The following is a 21,133-nucleotide window of genomic DNA, read 5'->3' on the forward strand; positions in this document are numbered from 1 at the left end:
GCATCTGGCCGGTCTGGTTCGAATCGTCGTCGATCGCCTGCTTGCCGGTGATCACCAGACCGGGCTGTTCGGCGTCGATGACGCCCTTCAGCAGCTTGGCGACGGCGAGCGGCTCGACGGCGTCATCGGTCTCGACCAAAACGGCACGGTCGGCGCCCATGGCGAGTGCGGTGCGGAGCGTTTCTTCGGCCTTGGCCGGGCCGATCGAGACGACCACGACTTCCGATGCCTTGCCGGCTTCCTTGAGGCGAAGCGCCTCTTCGACGGCGATTTCATCGAACGGGTTCATCGACATCTTGACGTTGGCCAGCTCGACGCCGGAGCCGTCCGGCTTCACGCGGATCTTGACGTTGTAGTCGACGACACGTTTGACAGGCACAAGCAGTTTCATCGGAAATCCTCAGGCAAGCGTATAGGCGGTCTTGACGGTGGTGTAGAACTCGGCGGCATAGCGCCCCTGTTCGCGCGGGCCGTAGGACGAGCCCTTGCGGCCGCCGAAAGGCACGTGGAAGTCAACGCCGGCGGTGGGCAGGTTGACCATGACCATGCCGGCTTCCGAATTGCGCTTGAAATGGGTGGCGTGCTTGAGGCTCGTCGTGGCGATGCCGGAGGAGAGGCCAAAGGCGGTATCGTTTGCGACGGCCAAAGCTTCGTCATAGTCCCTGACGCGGATGACGGCGGCGACAGGGCCAAAAATCTCTTCGCGGGCGATGCGCATGTCGTTCGTCGCCTCGGTGAAGAGGGCGGGCGCGAGATAGAAACCGGGCGCGTCCCGCTCCAGCCGTTCGCCGCCGAAGGCGAGCCTTGCACCTTCCGCGCGGCCGATATCGATATAGTCGGCATCCTGCTTCAGCTGGCTTTCGTCGACCACGGGGCCGATATGGGTGCCGGCCTTCAGCGCGTCATCCACGACGAGGCCCTTCAGACGCTCCGTCAGCGCGGCGACGAAGCGGTCATGGATGCCTTCGGTGACGATCAGCCGCGAGGAGGCGGTGCAGCGCTGGCCGGTTGAGAAGAAGGACGAATTGGCGGCCGCCTCGACGGCCACGGCGAGATCGGCATCGTCCAGCACGACGAAGGGGTTCTTGCCGCCCATTTCTAGTTGGAATTTGCGGTTGTGCTCGATGGAGGCGAGCGCGACGCGCTTGCCGGTGCCGGTGGAGCCAGTGAAGGTCAGGGCCTGCACATCCGGGCTGTCGAGCAGCGCCTGGCCAACGACGCTGCCGCGGCCCATGACAAGGTTGACGACGCCGGCCGGCGCGCCAGCGCGGTGCAGGATATCGACGAGCGCCCAGGCGGAGCCCGGTACGAGATCGGCGGGTTTCAGCACGACCGTGTTGCCGTAGGCGAGCGCGGGTGCGATCTTCCAGGCGGGAATGGCGATGGGGAAATTCCAGGGCGTGATGATGCCGACGACGCCGACGGCCTCGCGGGTGATCTCGACACCGATATTCGGACGCACGGACGGCAGGACCTCGCCGGAAAGACGCAAGGTTTCACCGGCGAAGAAATCGAAGATCTGGCCGGCGCGGGTGACTTCGCCTATCGCCTCGGGCAGCGTCTTGCCCTCTTCGCGGGCAAGCAGACGGCCGAGCTCGTCCTTGCGGTCCATGATTTCGTCGGACGTCTTCTTCAGGATCGCGTGGCGCTCCAGAATGCCCGAGCGCGACCAGGCAGGCAGGGCGGCCTTGGCGGCGGCGATGGCGGCCTTCGTATCCCCAGCGCTGGCGCGGGCATAATCGCCGACGACGTCGCTGGTGTTGGAGGGGTTGATGTTCGCCGAAGCGTCGCCGGAGACCCATTCGCCGGCAATCAGGTTCTTATGCAGCATTGTCTTTTCCGTTCAGTGCAGGCCGAGATAGGCTTTGCGGACATCTTCATTGTCGAGAAGGGCGGCGCTGTCTCCGGAGAGGTGGATACGGCCATTGACCATGACATAGGCGCGCTTGGACAGTTTCAGCGCGTGGTTGGCGTTCTGCTCGACGAGGAAGATCGTCTTGCCCATGGCGGCGATCTCGCGCAGCACCTCGAAGACACGCTTGACGACGAGCGGCGCAAGCCCGAGCGAAGGTTCGTCGAACAGGATCAGCTCCGGCCGGGCCATCATGGCGCGGGCGATGGCCAGCATCTGCTGCTCGCCGCCCGACATGGTGCCAGCGGTCTGGTTGCGCCGTTCCTTCAGGCGGGGAAAGAGGTCGAACATGGTGGCCCGGTCCTCCTCGAAATTCCCCATGCCGATGGGCGTCGTACCCATCATCATGTTTTCCTCGACGCTCATGTCCTGATAGATCTGCCGGCCCTCCGGCACGAGCGCGATGCCGCGCCGCGAAATCCGGTTGGTGGGAAGTTTGGAAATGTCCTCGCCTTTGTGCAGGACCTTCCCGGCCGAGACGCGGGGCGCGCCAAAAATCGAGGAGAGCAGCGTCGTTTTGCCGGCGCCGTTTGCGCCAATCAGGCTGACGATCTCACCCTTTAAAATATGCACGTTCACATTCTTCAGCGCCTCGACAGGCCCGTAGTGGGCGTGCACGCTCGAAAACTCCAGCAAGGGGGCCTCACTCATGCCTCAACCTCTTCTTCGCTGACGCCGAGATAGGCGGCAATAACGGCGGGATCGTTCGCCACATGCTCCGGCGCACCTTCGGAAATCACCTCGCCGTGGTCGAGCACGACGACGTGGTCGGAAATGCGCATCACCAGCCCCATGTCGTGCTCGATGACGAGCACGGTCTGGCCATGCTCCTCGCAGAGCCGCTGGATGACCTCGGAAAGCTCGCGCGTTTCCGACGGATTGAGGCCGGCGGCCGGTTCGTCGAGGCAGATGAGTTTCGGCCCGGTGCACATGGCGCGTGCGATCTCGAGTCGGCGCTGACGGCCGTATGGCAGTTCGCCGGCGAGGCGGTTTGCATCGCCGATCAGGTTCATCTCGCTGAGCCAGTGATAGGCCCGGTCGACGGCCTCGCGCTCGGCCCGACGGAAGGCGGGGGTGCGGAAGACACCGCTGAGGAGATTGTTGGCCGTCACCAGATGTTGCGCCACCAGCAGGTTCTCGACGACAGACATTTCCTTGAACAGGCGGATGTTCTGGAAGGTGCGTGAGATGCCAGATCGGGTGACGAGATGCGAGCCGCCCGTGATCGGCTTTGTGATCAGTGCGCCGATATCCTGTGGCCCATCAGGAGCGTTGAGCAGGATTTGACCTTCGCTGGCGCGGTAGAAGCCTGTAATGCAATTGAACATCGTCGTTTTGCCGGCGCCGTTGGGGCCGATCAGGGCCGTTACTGCGCCGCGCTCAACGGCGAAGCTGACATTGCGATTGGCGACGATGCCGCCGAAACGCATCGTGACGTTGCGGACGTCGAGGAGGGGGGCGGTCATCGGGCGGCCTCCACTTTCGTTGTGTGCAGCGGGCCGCGGGTCTCCTCCACCGTGCTCGGGAAAAACGCCGGGCGCTTGATACGCACGAGGCCACGAGGCTTCCAGATCATCATCACCACCATCATCACGCCGAAGATCAGCACGCGGTACTCGGCAAAGTCTCGCAGCAGTTCGGGCAGGATGGTGAGGACGAGCGCGGCGGCAATGACGCCGACGGTCGAGCCGAGGCCGCCAAGAACCACGATGGCGAGGATGAGGGCGGATTCGAAGAAGGTGAAGGATGTCGGGTTCACAAAACCTTGTTGGACCGCAAAGAATACGCCGGCGAGCCCGCCGGTCGACGCGCCGAGCATGAAGGCGGTGAGTTTGGTGAAGACATGGTTCACGCCGAGCGAGCGACAGGCGATCTCGTCTTCGCGCAGTGCCTCCCACATGCGGCCGAGCGGCATGACGCGCAGGCGCTCCACGGCATAGATGACGAGGCAGACGACGAGGAAGAGCACGAGGTAGATGAACCAGAACTTGTAGTCGGCGCTATAGGGAATGCCGAGATAGTCATGGATCGGGATCCCGGCCTGCTTGGCGGTGCGGGTGAATTCCAGGCCGAACAAGGTCGGCGCGGGAACTGGCGCGCCGTTGGGGCCGCCGGTGAAGTCAAGCCAATTGTTGAGCACCAGGCGGATGATTTCGCCGAAGCCGAGCGTGACGATGGCGAGATAGTCGCCATGCATCTTGAGGACGGGGAAGGCGAGGACCATGCCGAAGAGGCCGGCGAGGAACGGGGCAATGATAAGCGCGCTCCAGAAACCAAGCCCGAGATACTGGTAGCCGAGTGCCAGCAGATAGGCGCCGACCGCATAGAAGGCGACGAAACCGAGATCGAGAAGGCCGGCAAGGCCGACGACGATGTTTAGCCCCAGGCCGAGCAGGCAGTAGATGAGCGCAAGGATCGCGATGCCGAGGAAATATTTGTCGGCGAAAAAGGGGAGGGCAAGGCCTGCGGCAAACAGGAGCGCGAGGATCAGGATGGGGGATTTTTCCTCGCCGGTCATGACGGTCACGCCGCTGCCGTTGCTGGCCGCTTTGCCGGCGATCTTTCGACCGGTGGCCGTCATGCCGACCAGCGACAAGGCAATCCGTCCGGCAGCGACGACCGCGGCGAGCAGCAGGGGGCGCGTCAGTTCGTTGCGGAACGAAAACTCTTCCAGCACGAGGCCGGAGATCGGACCGAAGAGGATCAGAGAAACGGTGAAGGTGAGGAGCGCCTGCCTGGCGAGCGTAAGAACGCGGTTCGTTTCCATGTCTCTTCCCTCACACCTTCTGGATTTCCGGCCGGCCGAGCAGGCCATAGGGGCGGAAGAACAAGAGGGTGATGAGCAGGGCGAAGGCGAAGACGTCCTTGTAGTCGGTGCTGACATAGCCGGCGAACAGCGCCTCCGTCAGGCCGAGCAGCACGCCGCCGAGAACGGCGCCGGGCAGCGAGCCGATGCCGCCGAGAACGGCCGCGGTGAAGGCCTTGATGCCCATGACGAAGCCGATGAAGAAATTGAACGATCCGTAGTTGAAGGTGACGAGCACGCCGCCGACGGCGGCCGTCGCGGCGCCGATGACGAAGACGGTGGAGATGATGCGGTCGGTGTTGACGCCGAGCACGGCCGAGATGCGGATATTCTGCTGCACCGCGCGGCATTCGCGGCCGATGCGCGTGTGATTGATGACATAAGTCAGGAGACCCATGGCGATCAAAGAGGCGAAGAGGATTACGGTCTGCATGTAGGTGATCTGGGCGAAATGAACGCCGTCGCCGAAGCGGAACGCGCCGCTGATGAGGGTGGGTACACCCTGGTCGCGGGCGCCCTGGGCGATCTGCACATAGCTCTGCAGCATCAGCGAAATGCCGATGGCCGAGATCAGGGGAGCGAGTTTGGTGGAGCCGCGCAGGGGCCGATAGGCGACGCGCTCGATGGCCCAGCCGTAGACGGCGGTGATTGCGCAGGTGACAACCAGCACCGAGATCAGTGCGAAGGGTACGGACTGGATGCCGAAGAAGGTGAGCACGGCAAGGGTGATGGAGGCGATGTAGGCCGAGACCATGTAGACGTCGCCATGGGCGAAGTTGATCATGCGGATGACGCCGTAGACCATGGTGTAGCCGACCGCGATCAGGCCGTAGATCGTGCCGAGCGTGATGCCGTTGAACAACTGTTGGATGAGGATGTAGACATCCATACGCGGACCCCCTGAGGTTTGGGTACGGAGAGCCGGCCGGACAGCGGTCCGACCGGCATGGACGGATCGTCGTTACTTGACGAGAACGGGGGTTCCCTTGTCGTCGAAGTTATAGAAGACGAACTTGAAGTCCTTGATGTCGCCCTTCTCGTTCCAGGTGATCTTGCCGATGGCGGAATCGACCGTGTTGCCGCGTAGCCAGGCGGCCTGGGCATCGAGGTCCTCGCCGGCCTTCAGCGCCGCGACGACGGCCTGCGCATTGGCGTAGCCGTAGAGGACGTAGTTGGCCGGGGTGATATTGGCCTTGGTCAGCGCGTCCTGCACGTCCTTGGTCGAGGGATCGGCAAGCGGATCCGGTGTCGCGGAATAGTAGACGTCCTTCAGGTTGGCCGGGCCGCCGGCGGCAGCGACCAGTTCGGCTTGGGCGAAGGCGTCGCCCGTTACGAAGACGACGTCGACGCCCTGTTCCTTTAGCTGGCGCACCAGCGGGCCGCCTTCCGGAATGAGGCCGCCGAAATAGACGGCGTTGGCGCCGGTGCTCTTGATCTTGGTGACGAGGGCGTTGAAGTCGCGTTCGCCGCGCGTCAGGCCCTCATAGAGGACGGGCTGCACGCCGCGCTCTTCCATGGTCTTTTTGACGGCATCGACGAGGCCCTGGCCGTAGGTGTCCTTGTCGTGGATGAGGGCGATCTTGTCCCGCTTCAGCGTGTCGAGGATGAAGCCGGCGGCGACTATGGCCTGCTGGTCGTCACGGCCGCAGCCGCGGAAGAGATTGTCGAAGCCGCGGTCGGTCACGGTTGGGTTGGTGGAGGACGGCGTCATTTCGAGGATGCCGGCGTCGTTGTAGATTTCCGAGGCCGGGATCGTGCTCGACGAGCAGAAATGGCCGATCACGGCCTGCACCTTATCCTGGTCGACGAAACGGTTGGCAACGGCCACGGCCTGCTTGGGTTCGCAGGCGTCGTCGCCCTTCACGAGCTCGACCTGCTTGCCGTTGATGCCGCCGGCAGCATTCACTTCGTTCACATAGGCGGAGACGCCGTTATAGACCTGCTCACCGAAGGTGGCATTGGCGCCGGTATAGGGGCCAGCGACACCGATCTTGATGGTGTCGGCGGCAAAGGCCGGCGCGAGAAGCAGGGTGGAGGCGATGGCAGTCGCCGCCAGGATTTTCGAAATCTGGGTCATGTGCGGGCTTCCCTCTGGTTAAGCCATGAAACTCTTCAGTGGGATGCGGTTCGTTCCACATCTCTTGTCTTTGCAGGGGCGAGTGCCGGCCTTGTGCTTCGCGCTCACCCCCGGAAGGACGGGAAAACAGGAGATCATGATGTATCCATCCTGATCTGCGCCCCACACGCTCGCCGTATGGAGATCGCCTGCAAGTTTCGTCGCCACTGAAAAGAGTATATGGCTGCCCCAGCCTCGGGCCTGCGTAAGAAATTCCGTCGATCGGCAAGCTATCCTTGACGAACGGACGCTATCGAGAGCCTCGAACATTGGGCAAAAACGCGGGAAGTCCCGCGGCGGATGATCGCGCGCGAGTGCGGTTCGTCAAAGGACGCCTTTTCCTTCAACCTTCAGTTAGGGGGTCAGGCCTTCGCCTTGGTGCCCGCAGGCTCGGCCAGCATGGCGCGATAGCGGCTGAGGCTCTCTTCCAGATGGGCGGAAAGCGCCTGTCTCGCGGCCTTTGCGTCGCCCTGCGTGATCGCGGCGAGAATGGTGGCGTGCTCCTTGTTGATCTTCTTCAGGTAGGCGTTGTAGGAGCGGCCGGACTGGCTGTGCTTCAGCACGAGATCGAAATTGATCTCGCCCATAACGGCTTCCAGAAAGCGCGGGAAATGCGGGTTGCGCGTCGCTTTGGCGATGGCGAGGTGGTACTCGAAATCGGCGCGCGCCTCCACCTCGGCATCTCCCGTTTCGAGGTTTTCGATATGGTCGAAGGCGCGGGCGATCTCGGCGAGCGCCTCGGGTGTGCGGCGCTGGGCGGCAAGTGCCACCGACTGCATTTCCACCCCGAGCCGCAGTTCCAAGATCTGCATGGCCGAACGGATATCGTCGATGCGGCTGATTTCGAAATTCAGCGTTTTGGCATCTTTATCCGTCACATAGACGCCGGCTCCCTGCCGGGTGATCACGCGGCCGGCGACCTTGAGCGAGGTCAGTGCCTCGCGGATGACGGTGCGGGAAACGCCGAACTCCTCGCAGAGCTGAGCACTCGACGGGATCTTCTCGCCCGGAACGTAAAGCCCGGAATCGATGCGCTCGCTAAGCTTGGCGACGACGATCTCCCCGAGATTGCCGCGCTGCGTGATAACCGACATTCCGATACAGCCTTTGCGTCAACTCTTCGAATTTGTCACATATCATACGTCGTATCTCGATCCAAGAGAAGTGTGTGGCTCTCCTGGAGGGCAGCTCGGATGGCCTGAAATGGATGGGGAAGTCTTACGTCATCCATGAGCTTGACCTGCGACCGGCATGAGTAACCCGTCGCCATCACCAACTCGCCCCGGTCTGGCATGGCAAGGGCGGGCTGCCAGCTCATCGCATAGAGGGTCTCGGAAAGTGCACGGTTGCGCACGTCATGACCGAAGGTGCCTGCCATGCCGCAGCACCCGGCTTCGCCGACGACGAGCTGCATACCCAGTTTCGCGAATACAGCCTCCCACTGGGCAGTTGCCTCCGGCGCATTGGTGCGCTCAGTGCAATGGGCCATGAGCTTGACGCGCTTGCGCTCTCCGCCGCTCGGCGAGGGAAGGCGTTCGAGGACGGTGGCCAGCCATTCCTGCGGCAGGAGGACACGCGATCTCATGCCCGTGCCGGAATATTCGCTGCGGAAGACAAGAGTCATGGACGGATCGATGCCGACCAGCGGCACGCCGGCTTCCGCCAGGCTGTCGATGGTTGCCGCGGTGCGGCGGGCGGTTTTCTCGAAGGCGGCGAGATAGCCATGCACATGCAGCGCCTTACCGTTGACCAGCGGCGGCGCGATGAAGGGTATAAGCCCGAGCAGTCGCGCCACGCCCACCGCATCGAGGAGGACGTGCGGATCGAAATGCTCGGTAAAAGCATCCGGCACGAAAACGACGGCCCTAGCCCGCTCCGCCGTATCGAGGCGTGCCAGCCGCGCCGGAGTGGCGACGGATACGTTCTGCCTGGCAAGCGTTCGGCGCACCGATATCGATGGGAGCGTGGGCAGCGCCGTGAGGCCGGCGCGCCGCATCGCGGCCTGTCCTGCCGAGGAACCGGCAACTAGATTGTAGAACGGCCGCACCCGCGCCATCAGCGGCAAGGTGGTTTCGATGGCGGCGACCAAGGGATCCTTCAACGGCCGCAGATAGCGCTTGTAATAGAGCGCGAAAAACTTGGCGCGGAAGGCGGGTACGCTCACCTTGACGGGACATTGCCCGGCGCAGGCCTTGCAGGCGAGGCAGGTATCCATTGCCGCGCGCACCTCATGGGAAAAGTCGCCGCGATTGGCGGGATTGAGGCTGTTCCACACACGGTTCACGAAGCCAAGCGGTTGCGGCCGCGCGGCTTCGCGGCGCGGGTCGATGCGCTTCTCGGCAAGCCGCCGTAGCCATTCGCGCATCAGCGAGGCGCGGCCTTTCGGCGAGAAGCGCCGGTCGCGCGTCGCCTTGTAGGACGGACACATCAGCCCGTCCTCATCGAAATCAAAGCAGGCGCCGTTGCCGTTGCAATAGGCGGCGTTGTCGAATGCGGCGCGGATGTCGTTGCCAATGTCACGGTCGAGCGTGCCGCGCAGCGGGATGGCGTCGATCTTCGGCAGGGTGCGGCCGGCCGGCGCGACGATCTTGCCGGGATTGAGCTGGCCGAGCGGATCGAAAGCGGCCTTGATCTCCTGCAGGCGCGGGTAGAGCGGCCCAAAAAAGGCCGGCACATATTCCGAGCGCACGCCCTTGCCGTGCTCGCCCCAGAGAACGCCGCCATGTTTGCGCGTCAATGCCACGACGGCATCGCTAATCCGGCGCACCAGCGCCGCATGTTCGGGACGGGTGAGGTCGAGCGCCGGGCGCACATGCAGCACGCCGGCATCGACATGGCCGAACATGCCGTATGCGAGGCCTTCGCTGTCGAGCAATGCCCGGAACTCCCGGATATAGGCGGCGAGATTTTCTGGTGGAACGGCAGTATCCTCGACGAAAGGCACCGGCCGGACCGGACCCTCTACATTGCCGAGCAGGCCGACCGCGCGCTTGCGCATCGTCCAAACGGCCTCGATCTCGGCCTTGCCATGGGCCGTCGTAAAACCCTTGCGGCCGGGAATTGGCTTGTTTTCCAGCGCCGTCATGACCGCCGACAGCTTCTCCGCCAGCTCCAACGGCGTATCCGCCAGGATTTCGGCGATGTTGATGCCGTTTGACGGGCCAGCGGCATCGTCGGGGAAAAAGGCGGTGATCCGCGGCCAGACGATATCGCCCTTGGCAAGCCGCAGCACCGTTTCATCGATCGTCTCTACCGAGGCGACATCGAGCGCCACGAGATTGCGCGCATCCTCGAGCGCGGCATTGAAGTTGTCGTAGCGGATGTTGACCAGTGCCGCGCAAGCCGGAATCGGCAGCAGGTTCAGCTCCGCCTCGGCAATCATCGCCAGCGTGCCTTCCGACCCGCAGAGCAACGCGTTGAGGTCGAAAAAACCATCGCCGCGTTGCACATGGGCGAGGTCGTAGCCTGTCATGAAGCGGTTGAGCTTCGGAAAGATGCGTTCGATCTCGGCGCGATCGTTGCTGGTGATGCGGGCGACGGTGCGGTGGATATCGCCGATCCGGTCGCGCCGCGCCTGGAGCGCGCGCAATTCCTCCTCGCGCACGGGGCGGGAGAGGAAGTCAGTGCCGTCGGTCAGCACGACGCGCAAGGCCAGCACATGGTTGCTCGTCTTTCCATAAAGGCAGGAGCCCTGACCGCAAGCGTCGGTCGAGATCATGCCGCCGATCGTTGCTCGGTTTGAGGTCGAGAGTTCGGGGGCAAAAAACAGGCCGTGCGGCGCGAGCGCCTTGTTCAACTGGTCCTTGACGACGCCTGCCTCCACCCGGGCGACGCGGCGTACGGGGTCAATCTCGAGAATGCGGTTCATATGGCGCGAACAATCGATGACGACGCCTGATGTCAGCGACTGGCCGTTGGTACCCGTGCCGCCGCCGCGCGGAGCAACGCTGATCTCGGAGAATTCCGGTCGGGCCAAGGCTTTGGCTATGCGTTTGAGGTCGTCAGTGTTTCGGGGGAACAGAATGGCGGCCGGTTCGACCTGATAGATGGAATTGTCCGTGGCAAAGACATTGCGCTCTGCCGCGGATCGACCGATCTCTCCTTCAAGGCCCACGCTGGCGAGATACGACAGGAACGCCTCGACTGGTGAGGGCTTGTGGTGTTCTGCGACAAGGCGAGGGATCATCTCGAAGTCCAAAAAGGTGCTTGTGCTTCATATAAGTTGGCATATAAGTGATAACATGCCAATATGGCGGCGCAACCCGAAATCGCGAGGTCGGAACATGAAGAACCAGTCTGTTGTCATCGTAGGTGGCGCGTCGGGGCTGGGGTTGGTGACCGCCCGGCTGATGGTCGCCAACGGCGCGACGAAGATCGGCCTTATCGATCGCAATGAGACGCTGCTGGCCTCTTCCGCCGCGGAGCTCGAAGCGCTCGGCGCCGAAGTGGCGACGGCCGTTGCCGATATTTCCCGTGCCGAGACGGCCCATGGCGGCTTTGCGGCCGTGGCCGCGAAGCTCGGGCGCATCCACGCGCTGGTTAACAGCGCCGCGATCTATCCGCGCAAGCCCATCCTTGAAATCTCCGACGAGGACTGGGACCTCGAAAACGCCATCAACGTGAAGGGTACCTATCACATGATGGTCGCGGCGGTGCGCCATATGCGCCAGTTCGTCAACGCGCCCGAGGTGACCGGCCGCATTGTCAACGTCACCTCCGTCGATGCGTTCAAGGCGCATCCGCAGAATGCCCACTATGCCGCCACCAAGGCCGCCGTCGTCAGCCTCACCAAGTCCTTTGCGCAGGAATGTGCCGCAGACCAGATTCTGGTGAACTCCGTGGCACCCGCCGGTTTTGCCACCGACCGCGCCAAGGAACTCGGCTTCCTGCCGGAGCTTGCCAAGGCAAGCGCGCTCGGCCGCGCCGCCGAGCCCGTCGAAATGGCCGAGTGGATCGTGATGATGGCGTCCAGCCGCAACACTTATGCAACCGGCGAGAATGTCGTTGTCAGTGGGGGCTACATCTATGTCTGATGCCTATCGCGTTGCCGTCGTCACCGGCGCCACCAGCGGTATCGGCAAGGCCATCGTGCCGGTGCTGCGCGCCCGTGGCCTCGCCGTCTATGCCGTCGGCCGCAACGCGGCGCAGCTTGCCGAACTTGCCGACGCGACCGGTGCAATCCCGGTGCTGGCGGATGTGCGCGATACGGCCCGCCTCGCCGCGGCGCTCGACGGTGTCGAGGTCGACGTCCTCGTCAACAATGCCGGCATCCTTTCGACCCGCGCGGCCTTCCAGGACATCGATCCCGCCGAGATCGACGCGATGATCGACGTCAACCTCAAGGCGCCGCTGCACCTGACGCGTGCCGTGCTGCCGGGCATGGTAGCGCGCAAGCGGGGCCACCTCATCTATATCGGGTCTAGCGGCGGTCAGGCGCCTTACCCGAGCATGGGTGCCTACGGCGCTTCGAAGGCAGGCCTCAGCCTATTCTGCGACAACCTGCGTTGCGATCTTCTCGGCACCTCGGTCCGAGTCAGCGAAATCGTGCCCGGCCGGGTGCAAACAGAGCTTTACCGTACCTCCATCGCCAACAATCAGGCGCAGGCCGTGCTGTATGACGGCTACCGGCCGATCCAGCCGGAGCATATCGCCCGGATCGTGGACGACGTGATCGCGCTGCCGGTCTATGTCGATGTCGCTCGCGTCGAGGTCTTCCCGACCGATCAGGCAACGGGCGGCGGAACTATGGTGAAATTCGAGGCGCAGTGACCTCAAGCGGGAGGAGTGGCCATGAACGACAATACTTCCGAGGATGAGCGCCGACCGGACCTCGTCCGCAACTATCGTCCCGTTGCGATCCGCTCCGTCATCGCGGCGCATGCGATGATCCCGAAGCCGCCGCCGGACGCCAACGCGGAACCGCTGGTACCCCCAGCGGGCTTCACCCTGTCGGCCGGTTTCCACAATCCCGCAGAGGATTGAACGTTTAATGGCGGTCCCGAAGTTTCGGCTCGGCTTCATAGGCACCGGTACGATTACGGAAGCAATCGTGACGGGCCTTGTCTCCCGCGAGATGCCGGTACCAGAAATAGTCGTGTCGCCTCGCTCCGCGAAAACCGCTGAGCGTCTCGCGCTCCTGTCGGAGCAGGTGACTGTTGCTGTCGATAACCAGCATGTAGTCGATGCAGCAGATATGCTGTTCCTCGCGGTCCGACCGAATGTCGCGGAGGAGGTCGTGCGTGCCCTCCAATTCCGACCCGGCCAGAAGGTCGTCAGCCTGATCGCGACGGTTGACCACGCGATCTTGCGCTCCATGATCGGAGCTCCCGTCAACCTCGTACGTGCGGTGCCGCTGCCCTTCGTGGCGACCCTGACCGGCGTCACTACGGTCTTCCCGCCGGACGTGGCGGTTGAAGCGTTGTTCTCCACGCTCGGGACGGCCGTCGCTTGTAAGACGATCAAGGAATTCGAGGTGCTTGCCGCAGCAAGTGCTCTGATGGGCTCCTACTTCGGCATCATGGATCACGTTGTCGGGTGGATGCAGTCCAAGGGCATGCTGCAAGAAACCGCGCGAGCTTATCTTACGCAACATTTTGTGAGTCTCTCAACGGTCGCGTTCCGCAATCCATCGATATCGTTGGAACATCTCCGCCATGAGTACTCCACGAAGGGCGGGCTCAACGAGAGCATGTTTGCAGAGTTCAACAAAGGCGGAGGTCTCGACGCTCTGGCGCTCGCGCTCGAAGTTGTATTGGCCCGAATCCAAGCGAGCTGAGTGAGGGCCACCATTAGCAGGAACGATGAACTAAGAGTTTGGAACCGAAACGCGTCACGTGCACCGGGCGATGTCACAGTAACGCCTTGTAAGGAGCGGTTGCGATAGGCGCACGTGGATGAACACCTCGCCAGTCAGCTACAAGCGCCATCGCTTCCCACCCCAGATCATCGCCCACGCGGTCTGGCTCTACTTTCGGTTTCCGCTGAGCCTGCGCCTTGTCGAGGAATTGCTGCTGGAGCGCGGCATTGCCGTCTCCTATGAAACGATCCGCCGCTGGGCAAAGAAGTTCGGCCCGGTTTATGCGCGTCGCCTTCACCGCAAGAAGCCCAGCGGGAGCGATGTGTGGCATCTAGACGAAGTCGTCATCACCATTGCGGGCAGGAAACACTGGCTCTGGCGGGCCGTCGATCAGGACGGGTATGTGCTTGACGAAATCGTTCAGAACCGCCGCAACACCAAAGCTGCCAAGCGATTGCTGACCCGTCTTTTGAAGAAGCAGGGTATCGCGCCGAAGCGGATGATCACTGATCAGTTGCGCTCCTATGGAGCAGCCCGGCGGCAAGTCATGCCGCACGTCAAACACCGATCCCACAAAGGCTTGAACAACCGAGCCGAGAATTCTCATGTGCCGTTGCGAAAACGGGAGCGGATGATGCAAGGCTTCCGTTCACCGGGAGGCCTTCAGCGCTTCGTCTCCGTCTTCTCCGCTGTCCGCAACCTCTTCGTCTCACCCCGTTCACAACGCTCCGCATTACAAAACCGCGTTCACCGCATCCAGGCGATCGCAGAGTGGAAAGCTGCGGCCGGAGCCATGGCCTGAGATCAATCCCCAAGGCAGAAGTCTCCCACGCATCCGAATTCAAGTTAAGGTGACATCGCCGTTGCCAGTCATCCGTCAGTCCCAGTTCAACGAGCGTTTCAAGCAGAGCGTCCCAAACTCCTTGTTCGGCCCAACGGCGAAAACGCACATAGACGGAATTCCACTTTCCGTAGCGGTCATGCATGTCGCGCCATGGGCATCCGACCCGAAGAACATGCAGCATGCCGTTCAGGTATAGTCGATTATCGTGCGAGGGCCGAGACTTCCTGCCGCGTTCGGTGGGCAACAGCCCCTTAATGATCCGCCATTCCATATCCGTCAGGTCGCCGCGAGCCAAAAATGCCTCCTAAAAGGCAGTCTTGAATCATGCTTCCGCTGATTTGGGAATCCACTTTGTCAACAGGACCTAGAGTTCGGTTGGTTTGGTAGGCAATCTTGTGGTCTGCAAGTTCCTTGCCGAGTCTAGCCTGCCAGATAGTTCCACGGCAGCAGCCTTTCAATATGGCTCTGCCTGTGACCGTTGACGATGGCAGTGAGCGTGGCGCTGAGGTAAGCTATGGACTGCCCCTAGCCTGTTAGACATGCCGGGCCTGACCAGCCCCTCCAGTGACCCCTTCTTTGGCTGGCTTGTCGGCCCTCGGCTTCCGTGGCAAAGTTCGAGCATGCTCGCAGCGATCTGGGGGCATTCTGGATTACCTGTGAAGCGGATCGTCGGAAGGCTGTGGGACACACGCATGAGCAAGGGAACGCCCCTCGACGACCTTCTCTGCCGGACGGAACTGTTCGCCACCCTCGGTAATGATGACCGCGCCGCCTGCGCCGACGCGTTCCGCGCGGTTCATTTCGAAGCTGGCCACGTTCTCTTCCTGGCCGGGGACCGGGGCGACCGGGCCTACCTCGTCGAAAACGGACTGGTGCGGCTGACGCTGGCCACGGCGGGCGGGCGCGAATTGAATGTTCGCGTGGCCGGCCCGGGCGACATGATCGGCGAAATTGCCGTGCTCGACAGTGGACCGCGCTCTGCCGATGCAACCGCGCTGACCGATGTGACCGCCTATGCAATCAAAGCGACGAGCCTTACTGCCCTTTTCCACGAAAGACCAGGGATGGCGCAATCGGTGATCGCGCTCTTGTGCAAGCGCCTTCGCGCGACGACCGCGCAGATGGAAGGCATTGCGCTCCACCGTATCGAAGTTCGCCTTGCGCGCTTTCTGCTGGAGCAACTCGGCACCCGCCCGGCGTCTTCATCCATCGGGCGTGTGCCGCTCGAACTTGGGTATTCGCAAGGGGAACTTGCGCGTCTGGTCGGGGCAAGCCGCCCCAAGCTCAACGTCGCGCTTGGCGTTCTCGAGAAGACCGGCGCGATCAAGCGCACGAGTGATCGCCTGTTTTGCGATCGAGAGGCGCTGACCCTTCTGGTTGAGGGGCACGGAGATTGATCGGCCTGTTTCCGCGGAAACTGCGCTACCCGGCTTTTGCGTGAAAGCATGGGCGCTTCATAACGCAACCACCTGCCGCTGTTTGATGCGGCGGTTCCGGAGGGAAGGGAAGTCCATGTGCAATGATCGGCAAAATGTAATGGATCGGCGCCATTTTTCCATGCTGCTTCTGGCTGGCCTTGGCCTGCCCGGCACGCTGCATGCCACTGGCGCGGCAAGGCAGGTTGGAGATGTGCGCAGCGCCAGCGGCGGCGTCTTCGCCCAGATTGACCAGAGACGGACGCTTTCGGCGGGGGCCGATGTCCTGCTCGGCGATCTCGTTTGGACCGAGGCGGACGCCCGCGCCGCGCTGGCCATGGAGGGCGGCTCCAACGTCTTTCTCGGCTCCAGTGCTCGGCTGAAGATCGACCGCTTTGTCGCCGCCTCCGGTGGGCAACTCGTGCTGGGTGACGGCGCCATGATTTTCGACCGAGATGACGCTTTGCCGAAGACCGCCATCGAGGTTCGCTCGGTGTTCGGCCTCATCGGTGTGCGCGGCACTCGGTTCTTCGCCGGACCGAGTCGGGGCACCTTCGGCATTTTCTGCGAGCGTGGCGAGGTGAAGGTCGAAGCGGGCGGTGAAACTCGTGTTCTTGCGGCGGGCGACGGCGTGGAAATTACCGCCGCCGGGGCCGCGGCAAGTGCGCTCAAGCGCTGGAACCCGGCGCGTATTGACGAGGCCTTCCGCAGCGTTCTTGGCTGAGGGTACGCCTGTCGGGGTCAATTCCCGGCAGGCGTAAACACTTCCAGCGTGCCGCGACCGCACACATCCACCGCGCCGAGCGGCCTAAACGCCACGTCAGCAAGGCAGGCGCGCAGCATGGGGCCGACACAGATGCTCGTACCGAATTGCTTGTTCAGCGCCTCCAGCCGGGCAGCAGTGTTGACCGCACTGCCGTGGGCCGTGTAATCGACCTTGGTGCCCGTGCCAACATCGCCGATCACGGCCTCGCCGGTTTCAAGACCGATGCGGGTACGGCCGAGCCCAGCGCGCCACGCCGGCTCGCTTGCCATGAAGGCATTGGTGAAGGCGAGGATATCGTGGGCGGCGGCGAGCGCCTGGCGTGGATGGTCCTCAAGCTCGACGGGGGCATTGAAGAGGGCATGGACCGCATCGCCGACGATCTTGTCGACCATGCCGCCATTCTTCACCACTGCCTCGACCACGCCTGCGAAATAATCGTCAAGCAGGGCAATCAGCGTCATGGCCTCGAGCCGGTCGGTGAGGGAGGTGAAGCCTTCGATATCGGTAAAGAGTGCGGTGATTTCGCGCCGCTCGCCCTTGAAGCGGACAATATCGGGCCGATCGACGATCCGTGCCACCACGGCCGGCGCAAGATGCTGTTCGAAGCGGCGTCTGATACTGGCCGCCAAACGGCGCTGCATCACCGCAGAGACGAGCCCGGCGGCCATCACCGCCACGATCGATCCTAACGCGGGTGTCACGGGATCGATCACAAGCGAGCGGGTGGCGAGCGCCATCAGGGCGCCGCCGGCCCAAAGACCCGCGGCCGCAAGGCTAATGCCGCCGGCGGTGGCCGCACCAAGCAACGCTCCCGTCAGCGCGCCAATGGCGGCGAGAGCGATGAAGGCGACGATTTCCAGCGGCAGTGCCCAGCCGGGCCGATAGGGGATTTGCCGCGACAGCAGCGTTTCCACCGCGTCCGCCTGAATCTGCACCGAGGGGGCAAGCGGTGTGGCCGCCGTCGCGCGAAGTGCGCCGAGCGAAGGCGCGCTGCCGCCAACCAGCACGATCTTGCCTTCGAAACGGCTTGTCGGCACGGCGCCCGCGAGAACGGCAGCGGCTGATTCCGTGCGGGCGGTCCAGGATTGCGGCAAGGACGGGCGCAGGCGCATTCCAAGATCCGGCGTCAACGGCACGCTGTAATCGCCGATGGAGAGGACGTTGCGCGTGCTGTCGAAGATGAAGGCGCTGGCGGCTTGCGAATGGCGCAGCACTTCTGCGGCAAGGCCGGGTACGATGGCTGCGTCGGCCGCGCCCATCAGCGGGGCTTGCCTGACAAGGCCGTCGTAATCGCCTGCCAGCGATGCGATGCCGATGCCGGCTGTCTTGCCGGCGATGGTTGCCAGCGGCGTGACCGCACCGGCGCTGGCCCAGGGCGCAAGTTTCGGCATGGTACCCGTCATCAACACGGGAACGGAGGTAAGCGTGGCGGCCGGTGCGGCGGGGTCCGGGTTGACCCGCCGATCGGAGAAGAGGGCCGCCAGCACGGTCGGTGCTGCACTGACGGCGGCGGTCAGATCCGCATCGGTATCCGGCAGGGAGGCCAGGAGGCTCTGCAAGGCTGCGTCCGTAGGGGCCAACCTTTCGATCAGGCGGCGCGGCGCGTAGCGATCCTCGCCCGCCAGAACAATGTCGACACCAACCACGCGCGGCACGCCATTGGCAATGCGGCCGAGAAGTTCGGCCAGCCGTGTGCGGGGCCAGGGCCAGGGCCCGACGGCATCAAGGCTTGCCTCGTCAATATCGACGACGACGATCTGCCCGGACGGGGCGGCCGATTGCACGAGCAGGCGGTCGGTGACGGCTTCGCGCCAGCGTTCGACCGAGCGTTCGGGAATAGCCAGCCAGGCGAGGCCGACCGCGCCCACAGCCAGCGCCGCCCCGCCGAGCGCCTGAAGCGCCGAAGTCCAGCGATAGTTCATGCCCATCTCCCGCTCGCCTGAAGGCACGGTCTTACCGATAGCACGCCGGTCAGGCGCCTTCCAATCGGCAAATAGAGTGAGCGATCAGCCGCTTTTCTCCTGTTCCGCCGGGAACAGCGCCCGGCGGGCATTCAGGGCATGTTCGGGTCATCGGATCGAACGGACGGTCCGGAAGGATCACCACACACCAAACCCTATCGGCAGGAGATACGACCATGGCAATCGACGGCAACAACCTCGCAAACACCCTCATCGATACCGCAGCGGACGACCTCATCCGCGCCTTCGACGGAAACGACACGATCACCGTGACGACTGGCGCCGACTCGGTTCTGGCCGGCAACGGCGACGACAGAATGATCGACCTCGGCCAGGCCACCGAAACGACCGCCACGGCGGATACGTTCGAAGGTGGCGCCGGCATCGATACGGTCGACTACAGCCAGTCCACTTTTACTCGCGTCGTGGTCGATCTGACCAGCGGCCTTGGCAGCGGGACCGGCGCTTCGATGGGCGATCATTACGCCGGTATCGAGAATGTCATCGGCACCAGCCGCGACGACATCCTTGCTGGCGACGCCGGCAGCAACGTGCTGACCGGCAATAACGGTGCCGACATGCTGTTTGGCCGCAGCGGCGCGGATACGTTGCTGGGCGGGGCAGGCGATGACCGGCTCGATGGTGAAGACGGCCGCGACAGCCTCTTCGGCGGCGATGGCAACGACCGGCTTTCGGGCGGCGCGGACATTGACCGGCTGGATGGCGAAGCCGGCAATGACACGATTTTCGGCGGCTCCGGCCTCGACATCATCAACGGTGGTACCGGCAATGATGTCATCGAGGGCGGCACCAGCGGCGACCGCATCGATGGCGGCTCCGGCATTGACGAAGTGCGGTTTTCGCCTTCGGCGAACGGCGTGACGATCAACCTGACCACCGGCACCGGTACGGGCGGCGAAGCGCAGGGCGACCGCTACACCAGCATTGAGAACGTCATCGGTACACTTGGCAATGACACGCTGACGGGCTCGCTGGTGGCCAACGTCCTCAACGGCTCGAACGGCAATGACCGCATTGACGGCAAGGGTGGCGCCGATACGCTGCGCGGCGGTGCCGGTAATGATACGATCGAGGGCGGATCCGGCATCGACACCATCGACGGCGGCGACGGCGACGACATTCTCACCGACACCGGCGAAGGCTTCGGCGCCCAGTTGCGCGACATCATCAGCGGTGGTGCCGGCAACGATACGATTGACGCCGGGGCTGGTGATGACACGATCAACGGCGGCATCGGCAACGACACGGCCAATGGCGGGCTCGGCAACGACACGATGGATGGCGGTTTAGGCAACGACACCCTGCGCGGTGGCGATGGCAACGACACGATCACCGACACGGGTGCCGTTCCGTCCTTCATCATCGGCGTGTTGACGAACGACGTGATCGACGGCGGTGCCGGCAATGACACGATCCGCGCCGGACAGGGCCGGGACAATGTGGTTGGCGGTGCTGGTGACGACACGCTGTTCGGTGAAAACGACAGCGACACGCTGAATGGCGGCATCGGCAACGACATTCTCGTCGGCGGTCTGGGCAAGGACACGATGACCGGTGGAGCCGGGGCGGATATCTTCCGTTACCTCGCCACCTCTGAAAGCCGGGTCGGCAGCACGTCGCAACAGGATGTCATCACCGACTTCGTCCACGGCACCGACAAGATCGATCTCTCGGCCATCGACGCCAATGCATCGACCGCCGGGACCAATGACACCTTCCGTCTGGTGCCCCTCTTCGACGCCAACATGACGGGCGAGATCAAGGTGACGTTCGAGCGTGGGCTGAACACGACCTTCGTGCAGGTCCACACCGACGCCGATGGCGTGACCGACCTGACAATCGCCCTGAACGGCAACGTTGCCCTGACGGCTTCCGACTTCCTGCTCTGACCCCTTGCAGCCTCCGCATCCTCTCCCCCGTCCGGCTCTGCCGGGCGGGGGTTTCGGTCGGTGCCTCCCTTGTGCTAGGGGTCCGCAACAACCTCGGGCAGGCCCGAAACTGCCGCCTGGGCGTTGAGCGCGGAGGGTTCGCGCAGTCTGCGCGGCGAGAGGCGCGCCGAAGAAAGCGGGCTTGTTGCCGATCAACGCTGCGGCCGGCCGTTCCGCAAGCTCCCGGAAAACGCACAGGCCGAAGCGGACGAGGAGGGTGCAACCCCCGATCCTCTGGCCGCAGAACTCGCCGCCATCGATGCCGTTCCTGCCCGCAGCGAGGCGGTTCTCGCAGAAGCGAAAAGGCCGGTGCGCGGCGCAACGCCTCATGAAAATCCTCTGGTCTACGATGCAGACTGGGACGAGAACGAGCGTTTCGACGCATGGCGGTCGGTTCTCAGAGACGGCCGAATTGCCGCCGGTGCTGCGGCGGCGCTCGTGCTTGATGCGTGGGACAGGATTCAGGTGCTCCAGCACGCGCCGTGGCTCAGGCGCCTGCTGGCAGCGTCGTCCCGCCCTTTGCCTGCGGGGCTTTTGCCTGTTCCCTGCGAAACTGCGTGCTCGGTAT

The 21,133-nt window shown here is 63.4% G+C and carries 18 protein-coding genes and 2 pseudogenes; 9 read left to right on the forward strand and 11 right to left on the reverse strand.

Translation table 11 applies throughout. From position 1 onward, the window contains the following. From L867_RS0117895 to ydiJ, 9 genes are all read right to left on the reverse strand, one after another. Positions 1 to 391 (reverse strand): electron transfer flavoprotein subunit beta/FixA family protein (locus tag L867_RS0117895; RefSeq protein ID WP_028738147.1); only part of this gene is annotated, 391 nt, incomplete at its 3' end. A 9-nt stretch (positions 392 to 400) separates the two neighbouring features. Beyond that, positions 401 to 1,831, reverse strand: coding sequence for an aldehyde dehydrogenase family protein (locus tag L867_RS0117900; protein WP_028738148.1), 1,431 nt, complete (start codon positions 1,829 to 1,831; stop codon positions 401 to 403). A 12-nt stretch (positions 1,832 to 1,843) separates the two neighbouring features. Then, positions 1,844 to 2,563, reverse strand: coding sequence for an ABC transporter ATP-binding protein (locus L867_RS0117905; RefSeq protein ID WP_028738149.1), 720 nt, complete (start codon positions 2,561 to 2,563; stop codon positions 1,844 to 1,846). Further along, on the reverse strand, positions 2,560 to 3,378 hold the full coding sequence (locus L867_RS0117910; RefSeq protein ID WP_028738150.1) for an ABC transporter ATP-binding protein: 819 nt from the start codon (positions 3,376 to 3,378) through the stop codon (positions 2,560 to 2,562). The genes L867_RS0117905 and L867_RS0117910 overlap by 4 nt, the downstream gene beginning before the upstream one ends. After that, a complete protein-coding gene (gene livM, locus L867_RS25660) occupies positions 3,375 to 4,679 on the reverse strand; it encodes a high-affinity branched-chain amino acid ABC transporter permease LivM (RefSeq protein WP_051439071.1) in 1,305 nt (434 codons plus the stop codon). The genes L867_RS0117910 and livM overlap by 4 nt, the downstream gene beginning before the upstream one ends. Positions 4,680 to 4,689: 10 nt before the next feature. Further along, positions 4,690 to 5,607, reverse strand: a complete 918-nt coding sequence (locus tag L867_RS0117920; protein ID WP_028738151.1) for an ABC transporter permease subunit — start codon at positions 5,605 to 5,607, stop codon at positions 4,690 to 4,692. 72 nt (positions 5,608 to 5,679) lie between these two features. Further along, positions 5,680 to 6,795 carry a branched-chain amino acid ABC transporter substrate-binding protein gene (locus tag L867_RS0117925; RefSeq protein ID WP_028738152.1) on the reverse strand — a complete coding sequence of 372 codons (1,116 nt, stop codon included), beginning with the start codon at positions 6,793 to 6,795 and terminating at the stop codon, positions 5,680 to 5,682. Positions 6,796 to 7,196: 401 nt separating this feature from the next. Continuing rightward, a complete protein-coding gene (locus tag L867_RS0117930; protein WP_028738153.1) occupies positions 7,197 to 7,928 on the reverse strand; it encodes a FadR/GntR family transcriptional regulator in 732 nt (243 codons plus the stop codon). 35 nt (positions 7,929 to 7,963) lie between these two features. After that, positions 7,964 to 11,020, reverse strand: a complete 3,057-nt coding sequence (gene ydiJ / locus L867_RS25665) for a D-2-hydroxyglutarate dehydrogenase YdiJ (RefSeq protein WP_051439085.1) — start codon at positions 11,018 to 11,020, stop codon at positions 7,964 to 7,966. A gap of 97 nt (positions 11,021 to 11,117) precedes the next feature. Here ydiJ and L867_RS0117940 point away from each other — a divergent pair, with 97 nt between their 5' ends. The 5 genes from L867_RS0117940 (at position 11,118) to L867_RS0117960 (ending at position 14,432) form a co-directional block, all read left to right on the forward strand. After that, positions 11,118 to 11,867 (forward strand): SDR family NAD(P)-dependent oxidoreductase, encoded by a 750-nt coding sequence (locus L867_RS0117940; RefSeq protein WP_028738154.1) that lies wholly within the window; start codon positions 11,118 to 11,120, stop codon positions 11,865 to 11,867. Then, positions 11,860 to 12,603: an SDR family oxidoreductase gene (locus L867_RS0117945; RefSeq protein WP_028738155.1), complete on the forward strand. Its 744-nt coding sequence runs from the start codon at positions 11,860 to 11,862 to the stop codon at positions 12,601 to 12,603. Before L867_RS0117940 ends, L867_RS0117945 begins: the two co-directional genes overlap by 8 nt. Before the next feature lie 21 nt (positions 12,604 to 12,624). Next, entirely contained in the window at positions 12,625 to 12,816 is a 192-nt protein-coding gene (locus L867_RS0117950) for a hypothetical protein (protein ID WP_028738156.1), read from the forward strand. A gap of 7 nt (positions 12,817 to 12,823) precedes the next feature. Further along, positions 12,824 to 13,609 carry a pyrroline-5-carboxylate reductase gene (locus L867_RS0117955; RefSeq protein WP_028738157.1) on the forward strand — a complete coding sequence of 262 codons (786 nt, stop codon included), beginning with the start codon at positions 12,824 to 12,826 and terminating at the stop codon, positions 13,607 to 13,609. A gap of 118 nt (positions 13,610 to 13,727) precedes the next feature. Continuing rightward, positions 13,728 to 14,432 carry an IS6 family transposase gene (locus L867_RS0117960; protein WP_028738158.1) on the forward strand — a complete coding sequence of 235 codons (705 nt, stop codon included), beginning with the start codon at positions 13,728 to 13,730 and terminating at the stop codon, positions 14,430 to 14,432. Between the two features lie 61 nt (positions 14,433 to 14,493). Here L867_RS0117960 and L867_RS28035 read toward each other — a convergent pair. After that, a pseudogene (locus L867_RS28035) lies at positions 14,494 to 14,769 on the reverse strand (transposase); the annotation flags it as partial. 397 nt (positions 14,770 to 15,166) lie between these two features. Here L867_RS28035 and L867_RS0117965 point away from each other — a divergent pair. Together L867_RS0117965 and L867_RS0117970 are read left to right on the forward strand one after the other, a co-directional pair. After that, entirely contained in the window at positions 15,167 to 15,871 is a 705-nt protein-coding gene (locus tag L867_RS0117965) for a Crp/Fnr family transcriptional regulator (RefSeq protein WP_028738159.1), read from the forward strand. Positions 15,872 to 16,010: 139 nt separating this feature from the next. Next, positions 16,011 to 16,613 (forward strand): FecR domain-containing protein, encoded by a 603-nt coding sequence (locus L867_RS0117970; protein ID WP_028738160.1) that lies wholly within the window; start codon positions 16,011 to 16,013, stop codon positions 16,611 to 16,613. A 17-nt stretch (positions 16,614 to 16,630) separates the two neighbouring features. On the opposite strand, the gene L867_RS0117975 is transcribed toward L867_RS0117970, so the two are convergent. Then, entirely contained in the window at positions 16,631 to 18,577 is a 1,947-nt protein-coding gene (locus L867_RS0117975) for a CHASE2 domain-containing protein (RefSeq protein WP_028738161.1), read from the reverse strand. Between the two features lie 215 nt (positions 18,578 to 18,792). Between L867_RS0117975 and L867_RS26530 the strand changes: the two genes are divergently transcribed. Together L867_RS26530 and L867_RS28220 are read left to right on the forward strand one after the other, a co-directional pair. Beyond that, positions 18,793 to 20,526 (forward strand): calcium-binding protein, encoded by a 1,734-nt coding sequence (locus tag L867_RS26530; protein WP_051439073.1) that lies wholly within the window; start codon positions 18,793 to 18,795, stop codon positions 20,524 to 20,526. A 348-nt stretch (positions 20,527 to 20,874) separates the two neighbouring features. Beyond that, a pseudogene (locus L867_RS28220) lies at positions 20,875 to 21,063 on the forward strand (DUF1612 domain-containing protein); the annotation flags it as partial. Positions 21,064 to 21,133 lie beyond the last annotated feature (70 nt).

The organism is Paenirhizobium selenitireducens ATCC BAA-1503, assembly GCF_000518785.1.
Classification (GTDB): domain Bacteria; phylum Pseudomonadota; class Alphaproteobacteria; order Rhizobiales; family Rhizobiaceae; genus Allorhizobium; species Allorhizobium selenitireducens.